Annotated in this window: 19 protein-coding genes and 1 riboswitch; of the genes, 9 read left to right on the forward strand and 10 right to left on the reverse strand. The window is 71.0% G+C overall.

Translation table 11 applies throughout. From position 1 onward, the window contains the following. Positions 1-70 precede the first annotated feature (70 nt). Positions 71-1,336: a threonine synthase gene (thrC, locus tag AB0F15_RS33225; protein ID WP_360279094.1), complete on the reverse strand. Its 1,266-nt coding sequence runs from the start codon at positions 1,334-1,336 to the stop codon at positions 71-73. 12 nt (positions 1,337-1,348) lie between these two features. Continuing rightward, a riboswitch (SAM riboswitch) is annotated at positions 1,349-1,482 on the reverse strand. A 148-nt stretch (positions 1,483-1,630) separates the two neighbouring features. Between thrC and holA the strand changes: the two genes are divergently transcribed. Further along, positions 1,631-2,611: a DNA polymerase III subunit delta gene (gene holA / locus AB0F15_RS33230; protein ID WP_360279097.1), complete on the forward strand. Its 981-nt coding sequence runs from the start codon at positions 1,631-1,633 to the stop codon at positions 2,609-2,611. A 207-nt stretch (positions 2,612-2,818) separates the two neighbouring features. Here the strand turns inward: holA and rpsT are convergent, their stop codons facing one another. Continuing rightward, positions 2,819-3,079 carry a 30S ribosomal protein S20 gene (gene rpsT, locus AB0F15_RS33235; protein ID WP_155545692.1) on the reverse strand — a complete coding sequence of 87 codons (261 nt, stop codon included), beginning with the start codon at positions 3,077-3,079 and terminating at the stop codon, positions 2,819-2,821. A gap of 330 nt (positions 3,080-3,409) precedes the next feature. Here rpsT and AB0F15_RS33240 point away from each other — a divergent pair, with 330 nt between their 5' ends. Together AB0F15_RS33240 and AB0F15_RS33245 are read left to right on the forward strand one after the other, a co-directional pair. Further along, positions 3,410-4,273 (forward strand): DMT family transporter, encoded by an 864-nt coding sequence (locus tag AB0F15_RS33240; protein ID WP_360279101.1) that lies wholly within the window; start codon positions 3,410-3,412, stop codon positions 4,271-4,273. 23 nt (positions 4,274-4,296) lie between these two features. Beyond that, positions 4,297-4,671, forward strand: coding sequence for a VOC family protein (locus AB0F15_RS33245; RefSeq protein ID WP_360279104.1), 375 nt, complete (start codon positions 4,297-4,299; stop codon positions 4,669-4,671). Here AB0F15_RS33245 and AB0F15_RS33250 read toward each other — a convergent pair. Further along, on the reverse strand, positions 4,668-5,288 hold the full coding sequence (locus AB0F15_RS33250; RefSeq protein WP_360279107.1) for a class I SAM-dependent methyltransferase: 621 nt from the start codon (positions 5,286-5,288) through the stop codon (positions 4,668-4,670). The two genes, AB0F15_RS33245 and AB0F15_RS33250, sit on opposite strands and share 4 nt — an antisense overlap. Before the next feature lie 115 nt (positions 5,289-5,403). Here AB0F15_RS33250 and lepA point away from each other — a divergent pair, with 115 nt between their 5' ends. Next, positions 5,404-7,254 (forward strand): translation elongation factor 4, encoded by a 1,851-nt coding sequence (gene lepA, locus AB0F15_RS33255; RefSeq protein WP_360279110.1) that lies wholly within the window; start codon positions 5,404-5,406, stop codon positions 7,252-7,254. Between the two features lie 132 nt (positions 7,255-7,386). Then, positions 7,387-7,956 (forward strand): Uma2 family endonuclease, encoded by a 570-nt coding sequence (locus AB0F15_RS33260; RefSeq protein ID WP_360279233.1) that lies wholly within the window; start codon positions 7,387-7,389, stop codon positions 7,954-7,956. A gap of 6 nt (positions 7,957-7,962) precedes the next feature. Here AB0F15_RS33260 and AB0F15_RS33265 read toward each other — a convergent pair whose 3' ends face one another. From AB0F15_RS33265 to AB0F15_RS33275, 3 genes are all read right to left on the reverse strand, one after another. After that, the gene (locus tag AB0F15_RS33265) at positions 7,963-8,547 is read right to left on the reverse strand and encodes a hypothetical protein (protein ID WP_360279113.1); all 585 of its coding nucleotides are present in this window, start codon (positions 8,545-8,547) and stop codon (positions 7,963-7,965) included. Between the two features lie 26 nt (positions 8,548-8,573). Further along, positions 8,574-9,020: a pyridoxamine 5'-phosphate oxidase family protein gene (locus AB0F15_RS33270; protein WP_360279116.1), complete on the reverse strand. Its 447-nt coding sequence runs from the start codon at positions 9,018-9,020 to the stop codon at positions 8,574-8,576. A gap of 168 nt (positions 9,021-9,188) precedes the next feature. Then, the gene (locus tag AB0F15_RS33275; RefSeq protein ID WP_360279118.1) at positions 9,189-10,961 is read right to left on the reverse strand and encodes a family 20 glycosylhydrolase; all 1,773 of its coding nucleotides are present in this window, start codon (positions 10,959-10,961) and stop codon (positions 9,189-9,191) included. 129 nt (positions 10,962-11,090) lie between these two features. On the opposite strand from AB0F15_RS33275, the gene AB0F15_RS33280 reads away from it, so the two are divergent. After that, a complete protein-coding gene (locus AB0F15_RS33280) occupies positions 11,091-12,140 on the forward strand; it encodes a nitronate monooxygenase (RefSeq protein ID WP_360279121.1) in 1,050 nt (349 codons plus the stop codon). On the opposite strand, the gene AB0F15_RS33285 is transcribed toward AB0F15_RS33280, so the two are convergent. From AB0F15_RS33285 to AB0F15_RS33295, 3 genes are all read right to left on the reverse strand, one after another. Then, positions 12,137-13,582 carry an amino acid permease gene (locus AB0F15_RS33285; RefSeq protein WP_360279124.1) on the reverse strand — a complete coding sequence of 482 codons (1,446 nt, stop codon included), beginning with the start codon at positions 13,580-13,582 and terminating at the stop codon, positions 12,137-12,139. The genes AB0F15_RS33280 and AB0F15_RS33285 overlap by 4 nt on opposite strands. Positions 13,583-13,671: 89 nt before the next feature. After that, positions 13,672-14,712: an alpha/beta hydrolase gene (locus tag AB0F15_RS33290; RefSeq protein ID WP_360279127.1), complete on the reverse strand. Its 1,041-nt coding sequence runs from the start codon at positions 14,710-14,712 to the stop codon at positions 13,672-13,674. A gap of 147 nt (positions 14,713-14,859) precedes the next feature. Further along, the gene (locus tag AB0F15_RS33295) at positions 14,860-15,825 is read right to left on the reverse strand and encodes a zinc-binding dehydrogenase (protein WP_360279130.1); all 966 of its coding nucleotides are present in this window, start codon (positions 15,823-15,825) and stop codon (positions 14,860-14,862) included. A 59-nt stretch (positions 15,826-15,884) separates the two neighbouring features. Here AB0F15_RS33295 and AB0F15_RS33300 point away from each other — a divergent pair, with 59 nt between their 5' ends. The 3 genes from AB0F15_RS33300 to AB0F15_RS33310 are packed head-to-tail and all read left to right on the forward strand — an operon-like array spanning position 15,885 to position 16,935. Beyond that, positions 15,885-16,085: a hypothetical protein gene (locus AB0F15_RS33300; RefSeq protein ID WP_360279132.1), complete on the forward strand. Its 201-nt coding sequence runs from the start codon at positions 15,885-15,887 to the stop codon at positions 16,083-16,085. Positions 16,086-16,096: 11 nt separating this feature from the next. Further along, positions 16,097-16,570 (forward strand): ribonuclease domain-containing protein, encoded by a 474-nt coding sequence (locus AB0F15_RS33305; RefSeq protein WP_360279135.1) that lies wholly within the window; start codon positions 16,097-16,099, stop codon positions 16,568-16,570. Next, positions 16,567-16,935: a barstar family protein gene (locus AB0F15_RS33310; protein WP_360279138.1), complete on the forward strand. Its 369-nt coding sequence runs from the start codon at positions 16,567-16,569 to the stop codon at positions 16,933-16,935. Before AB0F15_RS33305 ends, AB0F15_RS33310 begins: the two co-directional genes overlap by 4 nt. Positions 16,936-17,025: 90 nt before the next feature. Here AB0F15_RS33310 and AB0F15_RS33315 read toward each other — a convergent pair whose 3' ends face one another. Continuing rightward, positions 17,026-17,799, reverse strand: coding sequence for an enoyl-CoA hydratase family protein (locus AB0F15_RS33315; protein WP_360279141.1), 774 nt, complete (start codon positions 17,797-17,799; stop codon positions 17,026-17,028). Between the last annotated feature and the right edge of the window lie 34 nt (positions 17,800-17,833).

The following is a 17,833-nucleotide window of genomic DNA, read 5'->3' on the forward strand; positions in this document are numbered from 1 at the left end:
GGGGCGGCCCCCCCGCCCCCCCCCCCCCCCCGCGGCCCGGCCCCCCCCCCCCCCCCCCCCCGGCCGGAGCTCAGTAGCCGAGTGCCTTGTTGACGGCTGCGGCCGACGGCGGCAGCGTCGCCTTGGGGCCGACGTGGTTCTCGATCGCGTCGAGGGTCTTGAGGCCGTCGCCGGTGATCAGCAGGACCGTCTCGGCGTCCGGGTCCAGCTTGCCCGTCTCGACCAGCTTCTTCGCCGTGGCGACGGTGACCCCGCCCGCCGTCTCGGTGAAGATGCCTTCGGTGCGGGCCAGCAGCCGGATGCCTTCGACGACCTCTTCGTCGGAGACGTCCTCGATCGCGCCGCCGGTGCGGTTGACGATGTCGAGCACGTACGGGCCGTCGGCCGGGTTGCCGATCGCCAGCGAGCGGGCGATCGTGTTCGGCTTCACCGGCTGGACGACGTCGTGGCCTTCGCGGAACGCAGCCGACACCGGCGAACAACCGGTGGCCTGTGCGCCGAACACCTTGTACAGGCTGGCCTCCACGAGACCGAGCTGACCCAGCTCGCGGAAGCCCTTGTCCACCTTGGTCAACTGCGAACCGGAGGCGATCGGCACGACGATCTGCGGCGGGATGCGCCAGCCGAGCTGCTCGGCGACCTCGAAGGCCAGCGTCTTCGAGCCCTCCGAGTAGTACGGCCGGACGTTCACGTTGACGAACGCCCACTTCGGGTGCTCACCCGCCAGCTCGGTGGCGAGGCGGTTGACGTCGTCGTAGTTGCCGTCGATGGCGATGAGATCGCCGTCGTACACCGCGGTGGTGAGGATCTTGGCGCGCTCGAGGGACTTCGGGATCAGCACGACCGACCGCCAGCCGGCGCGGGCCGCGGCGGCGGCCGTCGCGTTGGCCAGGTTGCCGGTCGACGGACACGCGAGCACCTCGAACCCGAACTCGCGGGCCGCGGCCAGCGCGACGGCGACGACACGGTCCTTGAACGAGTGCGTCGGGTTGCCGGTGTCGTCCTTGACCCACACGCGCTTGAGGCCGAGTTCCTTGGCGAGGCGGTCGGCGCGGACCAGCCGGGTCGCGCCCGGCTCGGTGTTCGGGATCTCTTCGACGTTGGACGGAACCGGGAGGAGCTTCTTGTAGCGCCAGATGTTCTTGGGGCCGGCCTCGATGTCTTCGCGGCGGACGCGGCCGAAGTCGTAGGCGACCTCGAGCGGCGAGAAGTCTTCGGCGGAGACGAATTCGGGAGCGAGTGGCTGCCGGTGGCCCTCTTCCTTCGACACCAGTTCGACAGCCGGACCGAGATCCGGGGTCTTCGTGGTGGAGGTCGTGCCGAGGGTTGCGGTCATCGCGAGGTTCCTTCCTCATCTGCCCCGCCGGAGCGGGCCGGAATTGGCACCGTGGTCGTCAGCTACCCCGCGATCGCGGGATGACGGGCTGTACGCCGGTTGCCGGGGCTTCGTCGGGCCGTTCCCTCTGCCCCTCTGGATGAGCGGTATTCAGTTGTCGGTGCGCGCACGCCGGAACTTTCCGGGGCGAGCTGCCTCGGCTACACCGTACGACATCTCGCTCGGGCCGTGCCATGGTGCCCGCTCGACATCACCGGAGCGGGCGCACGACTGAGCAAGTGAGAGGATTCGCGGGTGACCGCGCAAGCCACCGCCCCGGCCCCGCTGCAGCTGGTGCTGGGTGAGGAAGAACTGCTGATCGAGCGCGCCGTCCGGGAGACGCTCGCCGCCGCCCGCGCGATGGACGCCACGGCCGAGCTGACCCGGGTCCGGGTGTCCGATCTCACAGCCCCTGAGCTGGCCGAACTGGTCAGTCCTTCGCTGTTCAGCGAGGGCCGGGTGATCGTCCTCGAGTCGGCGCAGGACATCTCGCAGGAGCTGGCCGACGCCGTGGCGGGCTACCTGAAGGACCCGGCGGACGGGGTCGTGGTCGTCGTGGTGCACACCGGTGGCGGGCGCAGCAAGGCGGGCAAGTCGCTCCCGGCGGCGCTGAAGAAGGCCGGCGCCGCGATCACGGAGTGCCCGAAGCTGACCAAGCCGGCCGAGCGGGAGCAGTTCGTGCGCCACGAGGTGCGCCGGGTCGGCGGCAAGATCGACCCGGCAGGGGTCGCCGCCCTCCTTGACGCCGTGGGCTCCGACCTGCGGGAACTCTCCTCGGCGGCGACGCAGCTGGTCGCGGATACGGACGGAGCCGTCGACGCCGACGCGGTCCGCCGCTACCACCGCGGCCGCGCCGACGTGACCGGGTTCGCGGTGGCGGAGAAGGCGGTCAGCGGCGACCGCGCGGCGGCGCTGGAATCGCTGCGCTGGGCGATGCAGCTCGGCGTCCCGCACGTCCTGGTCGCCGACGCGCTCGCCGACGCGGTCCGCACGATCGCCCGGGTCTCCGCCGCCGGCCGGGGCAACCCGAACCAGCTGGCGGGCGAACTCGGCATGCCGCCGTGGAAGATCCGCAAGGCGCAGGGACAGTCCCGCGGCTGGAACCCTGACGGCCTGGCCACGGCGATGCGCGTGGTCGCCCGGCTGAACGCCGAGGTCAAGGGCGTGGCAGCGGACCCCGGCTACGCCCTGGAGCGCGCGGTCCTGGAGGTCGCCGCAGCGAAGGGTGACCGCTGAGGCCGCGGACGTCCGGAGTGGCTGCCGCGAACGGCGACCGCTGACGGGCTTGAGGTGGCTGCCTCCAAGGGCAGCCGCTGACGGCGGGGCCGTCTGGAGCTGGTCGCCTGTCAAGGTCGGCCGCTGAGGCTGGCGCGCCGAGCCGCCGCACCTCCGCGCATGGAAAAGGCCCCGGCCGAAGCCGGGGCCTTCCAGAAATCAACCAGCTCAGAGCGCGTTGACGCGCTTGGCCAGCGCCGACTTCTTGTTGGCGGCCTGATTGGCGTGGATGACGCCCTTCGAGACGGCCTTGTCCAGCTTCTGGGCGGCGTCGCGCTGCAGCTCGACGGCCTTGGCCTTGTCGCCGGACTCGGCGGCTTCGCGGACCTTGCGGATCGCGGTCTTCACCGAGGACCGGATCGCCTGGTTGCGCTGACGCGCCTTCTCGTTCGTCGTGATGCGCTTGATCTGCGACTTGATGTTGGCCATAGGGCAACTCCTGTTTCACTCGGTGAGATTCGCCGCCGCGCTGAAGTGGCCCCGCTCGAAGAGCGGGTTTCCTCCATGACGGAATGCCGCACGGGCAGCGAGCGACCACTTTAACAGCCCGGCCGCCGGCGTCCGGAGCCGGGAGTACCGTGGGCGACGGTAGTGCCTAGGGTTCCGTCGCCGGTCCGAACAGCCCGCACCACACAACCAGGGCCGGCGGGACTGGTCCGAGCGGCACCATCGGCGGGCCCGGACGGCCGGTCGTTCATCTGACGGGGCAAAAGCCTGGAGGACCGGGGTTTTCGCGCACGCGAAACCCGAGGGGATCCCGTGAACGCCACCGCCTTGTCCCTGGTCCTCGTCGCCGCCGTCGTGCACGCCGCGTGGAACCTCGCGGCCAAGCGGATCTCCTCCGGTGGCACCCAGTTCGTCTGGCTCTACTACACGGCCGGCGCCATCCTGCTGCTTCCGGTCACGATCGTGCTGCTCGTGGTCGAAGACCACCCTCCACAGTGGAGCTGGCTGCTCGCCGCCGCGGTCACCGCCGTCCTGCACATCGCCTACGGCGTCGTGCTGCAGCGGGGGTACCGGGTCGGCGACCTCTCCGTCGTCTACCCCGTCGCGCGCGGGACCGGGCCGCTGCTTTCGGTGCTGGCCGCCGTCCTGGTGCTCGGCGAGCGGCCCGGCCCGCTCGGCCTGCTCGGCGCGTTCCTGGTGATCGCGGGGGTGCTGGTCATCAGCACCGGGCGCAAGGCGGACGACCCGCACGCGGTCAAGGCCGGCATCCTCTACGGCCTCCTGACCGGGGTCGTCATCGCCGGCTACACCCTCTGGGACGCGCACTCGGTGACCGGCCTCGGCGTGCCCCCGGTCGTCTACTTCGGCCTCGGCTCGGTCCTGCAGAGCGTGCTGCTCGTGCCCGGCGCCCTGGCCGATCGCGCCGAGGTGACGCGGATCTGGCGCGAGCAGCGCCGCGAAGTCTTGCTGGTCGCGGTGCTGTCGCCGGTCGCCTACATCCTCGTGCTGTTCGCCCTCACCCTGGCGCCGGTCAGCCTGGTCGCGCCCGCCCGGGAGCTGAGCATCGTGCTCGGCGGCCTCGCCGCCTGGCTGGTGCTGGGCGAGGGCAACGCCCTGCGGCGGCTCGCCGGGTCGGTGATCGTGCTGTCCGGCATCGCGGCGATTGCGGCCGCCTGAGCCCGTCCGGTAGGGATGGTCGGATGGAGATCCTGAAGAGCCGGCTGCTGATCCGCCCGCGCGACGTCGCCGCGTCCACGGCGTTCTACCGCGACACCCTCGGTCTGGCCGTGGAACGCGAGTTCCCCGGGGGCACCGTGTTCTTCCTCGGCCACGGCTCCCTGGAGGTCTCCGGCCGGGGCGAGACGGGCTCCTCGCCCGACCTGGTGCTCTGGCTGCAGGTCCGGGATCTGGCCGGCACCATGGCCGGCCTCAAGGAGAAGGGCCTGGAGCCGGTGCGGGACGCCCAGCGCGAGCCGTGGGGCCTCGACGAGGCCTGGATCGCCGATCCGGACGGCACGCGGATCGTGCTGGTCGAGGTGCCCGAGGGCCACCCGATCCGCACGGACACCCGCTAGGCGGGCTTGACGGCGCGCAGCTGCGCGGCGAGCGCGGTGAAGCCCGGGGGCTCCCAGGTCCAGGTCTGCAGGTCGGTGAAGCCCGCGGCGGCGGCTTCGTCGGCCAGGACGTGCCTGCTCACGGGCAGCCACTTCTCGTGCGCGGACACCAGCAGCCGGCCGCCGGGGCGCAGCACCCGGAACAGCTCGGCGAACCCGGCCGCGCGGTCGTCCCACAGCATGACGTTGTTCACGGTCAGGACCACGTCGACGGACCCGTCGGGCTCCCCGGTGTGCGCTGCCGAGCCCGCACGCAGCTCGGCGCGGTCGCCGCAGCGCTCGTGGCAGAGCGCGAGCATCTCGGGGGACGGGTCGACGCCGACGACGCGCCCGGCCAGGCGTGCGGCGGCCTCCAGGCCGACGCCGGGGCCCGGCCCGACGACCAGGACGGTCTCGTCCGGCTCGATCTTCGCCAGGTCGACGACGCGGTGCTCGGTGGCGGCGTTGCCCCGCGCCATGACCCAGCCGCCGAGGCGGCCGAGCGTGCCGGAGGGGTGACCGAACGTCCGGTCGAGGACGCGGGCAAAGCCGCTGGTCTCCGGCTGGGGAGGGGGTGCCGGCTGGTGCGATGTGCTCATACTTCGAGGGCACCACGGATCCCAAAACCCCGCATCGGGGATGACCCCCACCCGCACCCGGAGGGCCATGGGACCATAGGGGTGGCCATCCCCGACTTTCCGAGGACTCATTCGAGTGACAGCGCTCAACAAGTTCGCCGACACCACCTTCACGCCTCCGGAGCTCATCCGGAACTTCTGCATCATCGCGCACATCGACCACGGCAAGTCCACCCTGGCCGACCGCATGCTGCAGCTCACCGGCGTCGTGGAAGAGCGGGCCATGCGCGCTCAGTACCTCGACCGGATGGACATCGAACGTGAGCGCGGCATCACCATCAAGGCGCAGAACGTCCGGCTGCCCTGGCAGGTCGACGGGCAGGACCACGTCCTGCACATGATCGACACGCCCGGCCACGTCGACTTCACCTACGAGGTCTCGCGGGCCCTGGAGGCGTGCGAAGGCGCGGTCCTGCTGGTCGACGCGGCGCAGGGGATCGAGGCCCAGACGCTGGCCAACCTGTACCTCGCGCTCGAGAACAACCTGACGATCATCCCGGTGCTCAACAAGATCGACCTGCCCTCGGCCGACCCCGACAAGTACGCGGCCGAGCTGGCCCACATCATCGGCTGTGAGGCCGACGACGTCCTGCGGGTCTCGGCCAAGACCGGCATCGGGGTCGGCGCGCTGCTCGACGAGGTCGTGAAGTCGGTTCCGGCACCGGAGGGTGACGCCGACGCACCCGCCCGCGCGATGATCTTCGACTCGGTCTACGACACCTACCGCGGCGTGGTGACCTACATCCGGGTGGTCGACGGCAAGATCACCCCGCGTGAGCGCATCAAGATGATGTCCACCGGCGCCACCCACGAGCTCCTGGAAGTCGGCATCATCTCGCCGGAGCCCAAGCCCAGCAAGGGGCTGGGCGTCGGCGAGGTGGGCTACCTGATCACCGGCGTGAAGGACGTCCGCCAGTCGAAGGTGGGCGACACCGTGACGTCGGAGCGCCAGGGCGCCAAGGAGGCGCTGGCCGGCTACCGCGAACCGAAGCCGATGGTCTACTCCGGACTGTATCCGGTCGACGGTTCCGACTACCCCGAGCTGCGCGAGGCGCTGGACAAGCTCCAGCTCAACGACGCCGCGCTCGACTACGAGCCGGAGACGTCGGTGGCGCTGGGCTTCGGCTTCCGCTGCGGCTTCCTCGGCCTGCTGCACCTGGAGATCACGCGCGACCGGCTCGAGCGCGAGTTCGGTCTCGACCTGATCTCCACCGCGCCGAACGTCGTCTACGACGTGGTGCTGGACGACGGCAAGGAGATCCACGTCACCAACCCGTCGGACTGGCCGACCGGGAGCAAGATCGACAAGGTGCTCGAGCCGGTCAGCAAGGTCAGCATCCTGGCGCCGTCGGAGTTCATCGGCACGATCATGGAGCTGTGCCAGAACAAGCGTGGCCAGCTGCTCGGCATGGACTACCTGTCCGAGGACCGCGTCGAGCTGCGGTACAACATGCCCCTGGGCGAAATCATCTTCGACTTCTTCGACACGCTGAAGTCGCGTACGCGCGGCTACGCGTCGCTGGACTACGAAGAGGCGGGCACGCAGGCGGCGGACCTGGTCAAGGTGGACATCCTGCTGCAGGGTGAAGCCGTCGACGCGTTCTCCGCGATCGTGCACAAGGAAGACGCCTACAACTATGGCAACCGCATGGTGAACCGGCTCCGCGAACTGATCCCGCGGCAGAACTTCGAGGTGCCCATCCAGGCCGCCATCGGCGCCCGGATCATCGCCCGCGAAACCATTCGCGCGATCCGCAAGGACGTCCTCGCGAAGTGCTACGGCGGTGACATCTCGCGTAAGCGGAAACTGCTGGAGAAGCAGAAGGAAGGCAAGAAGCGGATGAAGACCGTCGGCCGGGTCGAGGTCCCGCAAGAGGCTTTCGTCGCCGCACTGTCCACTGAGGACTCCGGGAAGAACAAGAAGTAACTGTTCCGTTGATGTGACAGCGGCGCCCATATTCACGCCTACGCGTGAATATGGGCGCCGAACTCGTGTTCGATGTGGTTTCTGTCGGTGCTGTCTGCTTTGCTCTGGTGCGAAGAGCGAAAGGAGAGCACCATGACGGTCATGGCAGATATCGAGCATCCCGCCGATTCGGGCCCCCTGACGGTGCACGATCTTGAGGGGATGCCGGACGATGGCCGACGCCGAGAACTCGTCGACGGGGTGCTCATCGTGAGCCCGGCGCCAGGAAGACGGCATCAGGCAATCGTGGTGAGACTGTGGAGAGTGATCGAGAGGGTGTGTCCGCCCGAGTACGACGTACTCGTCGCACCCTTCGCGGTGCACTCGGGGGACGATACCGAGCTGCAGCCGGACGTCCTGGTCGGCCGGGACGAAGACTTCACCGACAAGGATCTCCCGGCGCCACCGGTGCTGGCGGTCGAAGTGCTGTCGCCCAGCACGGCGATCTACGACTGGAACCTCAAGAAGGCGGTCTACGAACGGCTCGGAACCGGCAGCTACTGGGTGATCGACCCGGCGGAGCCCGCGCTGACCGTGTTCGAGCTGGACGCGGACGGCTGCTACCAGCAGGTGGCCAAGGCGGCGGGCGACGAGGCGGCCGAGCTCGAGCGGCCGTTCCCGGTCCGGATCATGCCCCGCGAGTTGCTGGGGCGGCTCGGCTGAGCCCGGTCAGAGGCGGCGGAGCCGAGGGGTGTCGCGGAGCTGGGCGGGCAGCTGCCGGTGGCGCAGTTCCTTCCGGAGCCGGTCGAGCATGGCGTCGAACAGGGCCGGCGTGAGGATCGCCGTCTGCTCGAACTGCCTCCGCTGCGGCGGTGCCGGGTCCAGCTTGCTTCGCGGCGCGTAGCGCTGCACCGAACTTTCGACGCCCCCGCCGGTGACCAGGTCGAGCCAGAGGGCGTCGCGCAGGTAGCCGTCGCCGAAGCGAGCCGAACGGCGCACGGTGACTTCGGCGATCTCCGGCCAGGGAACCAGCCGCGTGCTGAGCGTGCCCGCGGGCAGACGGATGCCCTCCTCACCGACGGTGAGGTCGCGCAGGCCCGCCAGCCCGCGCTTGAGGTCGCGGGCGCGGGAGACGCGGTAGGCCAGGACCGCCACGAGCACGGTCGCCGCGTAGGCGCCGCCGATCAGCCACGGCGAGAGACCACGCACCAGCCCGGCGGCGAGCGCCGCGCCGAACCCGGCATCGGCGACGGCGAGCAAGCCGACGAGAACCTTGACCGGTGTCGTGACGCGGTGCGGCGGGGACTCGGACAACGGGACGACTCCTGGGGCCGGAAGGGTCAGGGATTGCCGATTATCCGGTCCGCGCGGATGAACACCGCGACCCGCCGCTCTTCGGCCATCACGCGGTCGTACTCGGCCCAGTCGTCGTGGGTGCCGGTGGCGGCGATGAAGACGTCACGCAGCAGCTGCGGCAAGCCGGCGGGGTCGAAGGCGGGGTCGGGGTCGTCGGGTCCGATGAGGTGGGTGGCCCCGGTGACGGAGAGCCAGTTCCAGCCACGCCGGAAGGTCACGGTGGCGTGCCCGGCCCGGCGCAGCAGGGCGAGCTTGTGCGCCTTCCCCACGGCGACGTACGCGACACCCGGGGCACCGGTCACCGGGTCGTCGAGGACGCCGACGTTGACAACGGAGGCGTGCACGGTGCCGTCCGCGCGAGTCGTGGCCACGGTGGCGAGGCCGTGCTCCTGCAACGACAGCGTGCGAACCTGCTCCAGATCAGCGCTCATGGCCCCAACCTAGCCCGCCGAACCGGCCCGGTGCCCGAAATTCACCGGCCGAAGTGCGCCGGCAACCCTCCGCGCAGGCCGGTGACGTCCTCGCGCGGTGCGCCGGGCCAGTCGACGTCCAGCCGCGCCCGGCCGCCTGCGCGACGCCCGGTGCTTCGGCCCTTCGCCTCAACAAGCGCCGTTGTCGGTCCAGACTCCCCACTGGCCCGTCGTTCCGGGCTCCTCGCCCTGCGTCCACCACTGTGCCGTCCACTTGTGGCCGTTGTGGGACACCACGTTGCCGCCCGTGTACACCTGGGCCGCGGTCCACGCCGGGTCGGTGCACGTGCCCGGGTTCGTCGTCCCGCCGGTGTCCCACGCGATCTGCGCCGACCGGTAGAAGGTGATCCCCTGCGCCACCCAGCGCGGGGCCTGCGCGCCCAGGCGGGTCCGGAAGGCCGTCCAGTCGTGCGTTGACCACGGTGACCAGCCCAGCTCCGCGTGCGCCGCCAGGCGGGGGAACGCCAGGTAGTCGATGTCCGATGGTGTCACCACCGTTTCCGACCACAGCGGGGATTCCACCCCGCGGACCGCCGATTCGCCGACGCCGGACAGGTACGCTCCCGGGTTCCAGCCGTACGCGTCCCGGACCTCGATGTAGCCCGCCCACGACAGGCCGATCGGGGTCGAGCTGGTGTACTTCATGTCCAGGTACGCCTTGTTCGCCGGCGACAGGATCACCTTGCTGCCCCGGGAAACCGCCGTCGAGACGCCGGCGTCGGACGTCGACGTTCCCCAGAACTGCGGGGTGGCCGAAGCGGGCAACGCAGCCTTCGCGATGTCGTGCCAGCCCACCACCGACTTGCCCGTGGCCGCCACCAAGGGGAGCACCTTGTTGACGAACGTCAGGTAGTCGGCCGCCGACGTCGAGGACGCTTCGTCGCCGCCGATGTGCAGGTACGGACCCGGGGTCAGGGCCGCCAGCTCGCGCAGGACGTCCGCGATGAACGTGTACGTGATGTCCTTCGAGATGCACAGCGAGCTGTAGCCGACCGCCGTGTCCGTCCTCAACGCCGGCGCCACTCCGGTGCAGTTCAGCTCCGCGTACGACGCCAGCGCCGCGTTCACGTGCCCCGGCATGTCGATCTCCGGGATGATCGTGATGTGGCGCGAAGCCGCGTAGTTCACGATGTCCGTGTACTGCGCCTTCGTGTAGTAGCCGCCCGCGCCGCCGCCGACCTGGGTGCTGCCGCCGTACGTCGTCAGGCGGGGCCAGCTGTCGATCTGGATGCGCCAGCCCTGGTCGTCCGCCAGGTGGAGGTGCAGGTTGTTGATCTTGTACTGGGCCAGCTGGTCGAGGTACCGCTTGACCGTCGCCACCGGGTGGAAGTGCCGGGCGACGTCGAGCATCGCGCCGCGGTAGCCGAAGCGCGGGTAGTCCACGATCGTCGCCCCCGGGACGTTCCATGGGCCCTGCTGGGCCGCCGGGCTTTCCACGCGGCCCGGCAGCAGCTGCCGCACCGTCTGGACGCCGGCGAAGAGCCCGTCCGCGGTGGTGGCCCGCACGGTGACCGAAGACGCCGTCGACACCAGCTGGTAGCCCTGCGCGCCGACGGCCGCCGGCGCGCCGCTCAACAGCAGCGCGATGCTGTCCGACGGGACCGACGCCGGCGCGTCGGACACCGGCAGCGCGAAGCCGGTCGACGGCCGCAGCACCCCGGCGAGGTAGTCGCCGACCTGCCTGGCCGGCGCCGAACCGGCTTCGGTGACGATCTTCGTCGTCGCCACCAGCGGGAACGTGACCCCGGCCGCCGGGGTCACCGAGACCGGCGCCGGCACGATCGACTGCAACGCCGGTGTGGCCGCCGCGGCCGGTGTGAGGTGGGCAGCTGTCGTGCCGGCGCCGATCAGGGCCAGCACGGCGAGCGCACGGCCGAGCCGCCGCGCGAAGGACTGCTTCACCGGGGGACCTCCTGGCGGGAAGGGCGCGACTTCGCCGTCGCACCTGCCGGGATCGTCGCACTTCCGCGCGCTATGGTCTAGACCAGCTTGGGTGGTCCTCGCGCCGGACCCGGGACTACGCTCGGTGGCATGTTCGACGAGCTGACGTTCCCGGTCGTCGCCGCGCCGATGGCCGGCGGTCCCACCACTCCGGAGCTGGTCGCCGCGGTGACCGAAGCCGGCGGCTTCGGTTTCCTCTCCGCCGGCATGCTCACGCCCGCGGCGCTGGCGGCACAGATCGACCGGACCGCCGAGCTCACCGGGCGGCCGTTCGGCGTCAACATCTTCGTCCCGCAGCCGGACACCGGTGCCGACATCGGCGCGCACCGTGAGCGGCTCGAGGCGTTCGCCCGCGAGTACGACGTCGAGCTCGGCGAGCCGAAGTGGGACGACGACGCTTACCCGGCGAAGCTGGACGTCGTGGTCGAGAAACGGGTTCCCGTGGTGTCGTTCACCTTCGGGCCGCCCTCGCCGTCGGACGTGCTGCGCCTCAGGGAGGCCGGCAGCAAGGTGGTCGTCACCGTGACCACTCCGGAGGCCGCCCACCGGGCCGCGGACCTCGGCGCCGACGCGCTCGTCCTGCAGGGCTTCGAGGCGGGCGGGCACCGGAGCCTGTTCACCGACGACCCGGACCTGCCCGGCGGCGGCGCGGAATACGGCGTCCTCGCCCTTTTGAGGCTGGTCGCCGCCCGGGTCGACCTGCCGCTGATCGCCGCCGGCGGGCTGGTGCACGGCGCCGACGTCGCGGCCGTGCTCGCGGCCGGCGCCGTGGCCGCCCAGCTGGGCACCGTCTTCCTGCGCGCGGACGAAGCCGGGACGTCCGAGGCGCACCGCAAGGCCCTCGCCCTCGGCGAGCGCGAGACGGTGTTCACGCGCGCCTTCAGCGGACGTCCGGCGCGAGGTCTGGTCAACAAGTTCGTGGACGCGCTGTCCGAGGGCGCCCCGGCCGCCTATCCGCAGCTCAACAACCTCGCCGGGCCGGTGCGCAAGGCGTCGGCGAAGGCCGGGGACCCGGAAGCGATCTCGCTGTGGGCGGGCCAGACCTACCCGCTCGCGTACGACGCTTCGGCCGCCGTGATCATCGAGCGGTTGAAGGTCGAGGCGCGCGAAGCCGCGGCGCGCCTCGACCGGATCCGCTAGGCGTCCGAGCCGCCGCGGTTGAGCACCGAATGCCGCCGGCTGTAGAGGAAGTAGACGACCATGCCGATGACGAACCAGACGGCGAACCGCAGCCAGGTCGCCGGCTGCAGGAACGTGATCAGCCAGATCGAGAACACGACGCCGATCGCGGGCACCACCGGCATGCCCGGCGTCCGGAACGTTCGCGGCAGGTCCGGCTGCTTGTAGCGCAGCACGATCACCGCGACGCAGACGACGACGAACGCCAGCAGGATGCCGATGTTCGTCAGCTCGGCAGCCTCGCCGATGGGCAGGACCCCGGCGATGATCGCGGACGCGCCGCCGAGGATCCACGTCATCCGGCTCGGCACCTGGCGTTTCGGGTTGGTCTTGCCGAACCACGGCGGGAGCAGGCCGTCGCGGCTCATCGAGTAGCCGACGCGGGTGGCGCCCATCAGGAACGTGAACAGCACGGTGAGGATGCCGATGATGGCGCCGATCGCGATCACCGTGGCCAGCCCGGAGAGGCCGACCGACTTGAACGCCGTCGAGAAGCCGCTCTTCGGGTCGATCTCGGTGTACTTCTGCATGCCGGTCAGGACCAGGCAGGCCAGCACGTACAGCACCATCGAGATGCCCAGCGAGTACAGGATCGCCTTCGGCATGTGCCGTTGCGCGTCCTTCGACTCCTCCGCGGCCGTGCTCATGGCGTCGTAGCCGAAAACGGCGAAGAACACCGTCGCGGCGCCGGTCACCGCGCCACCGAAGCCGGCCGGCGCGAACGGCGTGTAGTTGCCGGTCTTGACGTAGAAGAAGCCGACCAGGATGACCACCAGCACGATCAGGACCTTGATCCCGACCATCGCCGTCTCGAACCGGGCGGCGCTGCGGATGCCGCGGTTGAGCAGGTACGCGATCAGCAGGCACAGCAGTGCGGCGAACAGGTCGACCTTGTGGCCCGGCCCGGTGCCGGGCGCGCCGAGCATCCACGCGGGCAGGTCGAGGCCGAGCTGGCCGAGCAGGAAGCTGAAGTAGCCCGAGATCCCGATCGCCACCACCGACACGATCGCGGTGTACTCCAGCAGCAGGTCCCAGCCGATGAACCAGCCGACGACCTCGCCGAGCACCGCGTAGCCGTAGGTGTAGGCCGAGCCGGCCTTCGGGATCAGGCCGGCGAACTCCGCGTAGGAGAACGCCGCCGCGGCGCTCGCGACGCCGGCGATGAGGAACGAGATCAGCACGGCCGGGCCGACGCCGGGGATGCCCGCCGCGTCGTCGCCGTGGGCGACGCTGCCGGCGAGGGCGAAGATGCCGGCGCCGATGATGCCGCCGACGCCGATGGCCGTCAGCTGCCACAGTCCCAGAGTGCGGTTCAGGGCGCCTTCGGCCTTGTCCTGGATCTGATCGATCGGCTTGCGCCGGAAGATGCCGGAGCTCGAGCCCAAGCCCCCTGGAGCGGACATCATCGCCTCCCGAACGGTCGGTGGAGAGCCCGGATCACGGGCCCTCGCGGAACCTACCGCCAACTCGGCGCGCCGACAGCTTGAGCGCGTCAGCCCGCCGCGGTGTCCTCGCTGACGGCCTTCGACGCCGTCGCGGCGGCCCGCTTGGCCTGCGTGGTCCGGACCGCGCTCGCGGCGAAGTAGGTGAGCAGCTCCGCGATCTCCACCGGGGCGTCCAGCTGCGGGCAGTGCCCCCAGTCCTCGCGGACCAGCAGCCTGCTGTGCGGCACCAGCGTGTGCAGCTGCCGCCCGGACGCGGCGGTGACGAGCTTGTCCTTGCCGCAGGCGACGACCAGCAGCGGGACTTCGACGGAGTCGAGGCGGTAGGCGTCGACCAGTTCGGCGACGAGCTGCCGGGCCTGCTCCAGCCGGGTCTTGGTCGCGCGGTAGTCCGGGAAGAGCGCGGTGAAGCGCTGCACCTGGAGCGCGTCGGCCGCGGCCGAGTCGGCGTACAGCAGCCGGGGGACGACCTGCTCGGCGACCTTGCGCACCAGGAATCCCGGCACCGGGACGGGCAGGGATGAGTACAGCCGCAGCGGCAGCGGGTAGCGCGCGACGGCGCGGATCAGCCACGAGTCGACGAATCCCGGCGCGGCGATGGACACGACCCCCGAAATCGGCAGCCTGCTGTTCTGTGCCGCGCGCAGGCTCATGGTGCCGCCGAGGGAGTTCCCGGCCAGCACGACCGAGCCGAGCACCGCCTGCTCGCGGACGACGGCGGTGGTGAACGCGTCGAGCTGCGGCAGCATCGGGCCCGGCCGCAGCGGCTGGGCGTCGCCGAACCCCGGCAGATCGACCGCGACCGCCGGGATCCCGGCGGCCGCGAGCTGCTCCAAGGCGGGGCGCCAGGTGTCGGCGCTGTCGCAGTAGCCGTGCAGGAGCACCAGGCGCGGGGCCGTGGGCCGGACGTGCGGCGCGGCGGCCCGGCGCCGCAGCGAGCGGCGCCCGGCGGGTTGCTCCGGGTCGGGGACGCTCACCTCGAGCACACGGGTGCGGACGCCGGCGTAGCGCCGGAAGGAGACCCGGATCGGATCTTCGTCACTGGGCCGGCCGCCCGGTACAGCCGGTGCGGGCCGCTTCGTCGCGGTCATGACTCCAGATTAGCTGGCCGTGGTGGGGTTTTGGTGGAATTTCGGTGCTAACGACCAGGTCTCGAACTGAAGACGTCAAACATTCACGAGATGCGGATGCTTTTCCGCGAGCGGCGGATCGCGGGATCCGCCCAGCTCGCGGCGGGTCTAGCGGGTGAAGACGATCTTGCCGGCGGTGTCCCCGTCGAGCATCGCCCGGAAGCCCTTGAGCACTTCGGAAAAAGGCAATTTCGCGCCGATCTGGGGCCGGACGCCGGTCAGGTCGAGGTAGGCGAGCAGGTCCGCGAGCTCGTCGCGGGTGCCCATGGTCGAGCCGGCGATGCGCAACTGGAGGAAGAAGACGCGCTGCAGCTCCGCGTGGGCGTCCGGGCCGCTGGTCGAGCCGGAGACGACGATGATTCCGCCCGGTTTAAGCGATTTGACCGAATGTGACCAGGTGGCCTTGCCGACAGTCTCGAACACGGCGTCAACGCGCTCGGGCAGCCGCGCGCCCGATTCGAACACCTGGTGCGCGCCGAGGCTCGTGGCGAGGGCGCGCTTCTCCTCGCTGCGGCCGGTGACCCAGACCCGGAACCCGGCGGCGCGGCCGAGCTGGACCAGCGCGGTCGAGACGCCGCCGGACGCACCCTGCACCAGCATCGTCTGGCCCGGCCGCAGCCCGGACTTCACGAAGAGCATCCGGTAGGCGGTCAGCCAGGCCGTGCCCATGGTCGCGGCTTCGGCGAAGCTGAGCGCCGCGGGCTTCGGGACGACGTTGCGGGCGGGCACGACGACCTGGTCGGCGAAGGTGCCCTGGTGCTTCTCGGTGAGCAGCGTGCGCTTCGGGTCGAGGGTGTCGTCGCCCTGCCAGCCCGGCGCGTTGATCACCGAGTGGATGACGACCTCGGAGCCGTCGTCGAGGGTGCCGGCGCCGTCGCAGCCGAGGATCATCGGGAACTGGTCCGGCTTGATCCCGACGCCGCGCAGCGTCCAGAGGTCGTGCATGTTGAGGCTGGCCGCCTTGACGTGCACGCGGACCCAGCCGCCGGGCACTTCGGGTTCGGGGCGCTCGCCCACGACGAGCGAGTCGAGCGGGCTTTCGGCGTTGGGCTCCTGCGCGTACACGGCGAACATGTCCTGCAACGTACCGCCCCTACGGGGTGGGGGCAGCAGAGCGCGCGTAGGCTCACACCGTGTTCAACGGGCTTGCCGACTGGTGGGACGGGGTCGAGCTGTGGCTCGCCCAGGCGTGGTTCCCGGTCCAGTTCGTGCTGGTCATGGTGGTCGTCGTGCCGCTGTGCCTGGCCGCCGCGTGGGTGCTCGACAAGCTCGTCGGGCTCTTCGCCCGCCGGCTCGCTCCGGGGCGTGACGACGACTCCGACGGGTCGGCATAGGCTCGCGCACCATGTTCAACCGAAGGCGGATCACCGCCGCGCTGATCGGGCTCCTCGTGCTGGTGCTGGGGGGCTGGCTGGTCAAGGACAACCTCGGCGGCGGCTCGCCGTCGCCCGCGCCGAGTACGTCGGTGAGCGGGTCCGCGAAGAGCAGCACGCCGGCCAAGGGCGGCGCGGCCGTGCCGGGCGCGGACTCCGGGTTGCCGGTGAAGGCGCTTTCCACGCTGCCCCCGCAGGCCACCGACACGTGGAAGCTGATCGAGGCGGGCGGCCCGTACCCCTATCCGCGCAACGACGACGTCGTCTTCGAGAACCGCGAGAAGAGATTGCCCGGCAAGAAATCCGGCTACTACCACGAATACACCGTGAAGACCCCGGGCAGCGCCGATCGCGGCGCCCGGCGGCTGATCACCGGGCAGGCGCACGAGCTGTACTACACCGGCGACCACTACGCGTCGTTCGTCGTCGTGGACCCGGCCCGATGAGCGCCGACGAGCAGGCGAAGGCCGCCGCGGAAGCGGCGTTCGCCCGGGGCGCGTACCCGCACCTGGTGACGTCCCGGCCGGCCGTGGACAAGGCAGGCACGCTGGCCGCGTTCGCCGAGGCACTGTCCTTTCCGGACCACTTCGGGCACAACCTCGACGCGCTCTACGACTGCCTGACCGACCTGTCGTGGCTGCCACCGGGGGAGCACGTGCTGATCTGGCCGGGTTCGGACGCGCTGCGCAAGACCGAACCCAAGACCTACCTGGCGATCCGCAGCGTCCTTTCGGACGCGCAGCGCGCGCTCGGCCCGAACGGCCGCAGCGCCGGCTCGTGGCGGCTCACGGTCGTGCTGCCGGACGCCTGAGCGGCGTCCCCGCGCGGTGCCGCCGCAGCACGTCGTTGCGGCGGGGGCCTGCTCGCGCCGGCTCCGCGCAAGCAGGCCCGCGTCCGCGCTTCAGTCCTGCGGCACCCAGTTCGGTTTGCGCTTCTGGGCGAAGGCCAGGATGCCCTCCTGGCCTTCCTCACTGGCGAAGAACTTCGTCGACAGGCCGAGCATCTCCTCGAACCCCTCCGAAGGTGTGGCCGGACGCGGGCGGCTCAGCAGCGCCTTCGTCTCGGCCAGCGCCTTCGGGCCGCCGGCCGCCAGCGCCCGGACGAAGCGGGTGACCTCGGCGTCGAGCTCGTCCGCCGGGACCGCCGAGTTCAGCAGGCCGATCTCGACCGCGCGGCGGGCGTCGAACGTGTCGCCGGTCAGGAACAGCTCGTGCGCCGCGCGGGGGTTGAGGCGGGGGAGGACCGTCAGGGAGATGATCGCCGGGACCACGCCGATGCGGACCTCGGAGAAGGCGAACGTCGCTTCCGGCACCGCCACGGCGATGTCGCACGCCGCCACCATGCCGATGCCACCGGCGCGAGCCGGGCCGGCCAGGCGGGCGACCACCGGCTTCGGGCTGGTCCACAGCTGCTCGAGAATGCGGGGGAACTCGTTCACGCCCTGGTCGCCCGCGCCGGCGCCGCGCGCTTCCTTGAGGTCCATCCCCGCGCAGAACACCGGCCCGGTGTGGGTCAGCACGATCACCCGCACGGCGTCGGCGGCGGCCGCCTTCGCCAGCGAGTCCGAGAGTTCGCGGCGCAGCTGCGCCGAAAGCGCGTTGCGGTTGTGCGGGGAGTCCAAGGTGATCGTGGCGGTGCCGCCCACCACGTCGTAGTGCACCAGTTCGTCAGCCATGCCCGCCACCCTTGCACATCCGCCCCGCGCGGCC

The sequence above is a fragment of the Amycolatopsis sp. NPDC026612 genome, assembly GCF_040638285.1.
GTDB lineage: Bacteria > Actinomycetota > Actinomycetes > Mycobacteriales > Pseudonocardiaceae > Amycolatopsis.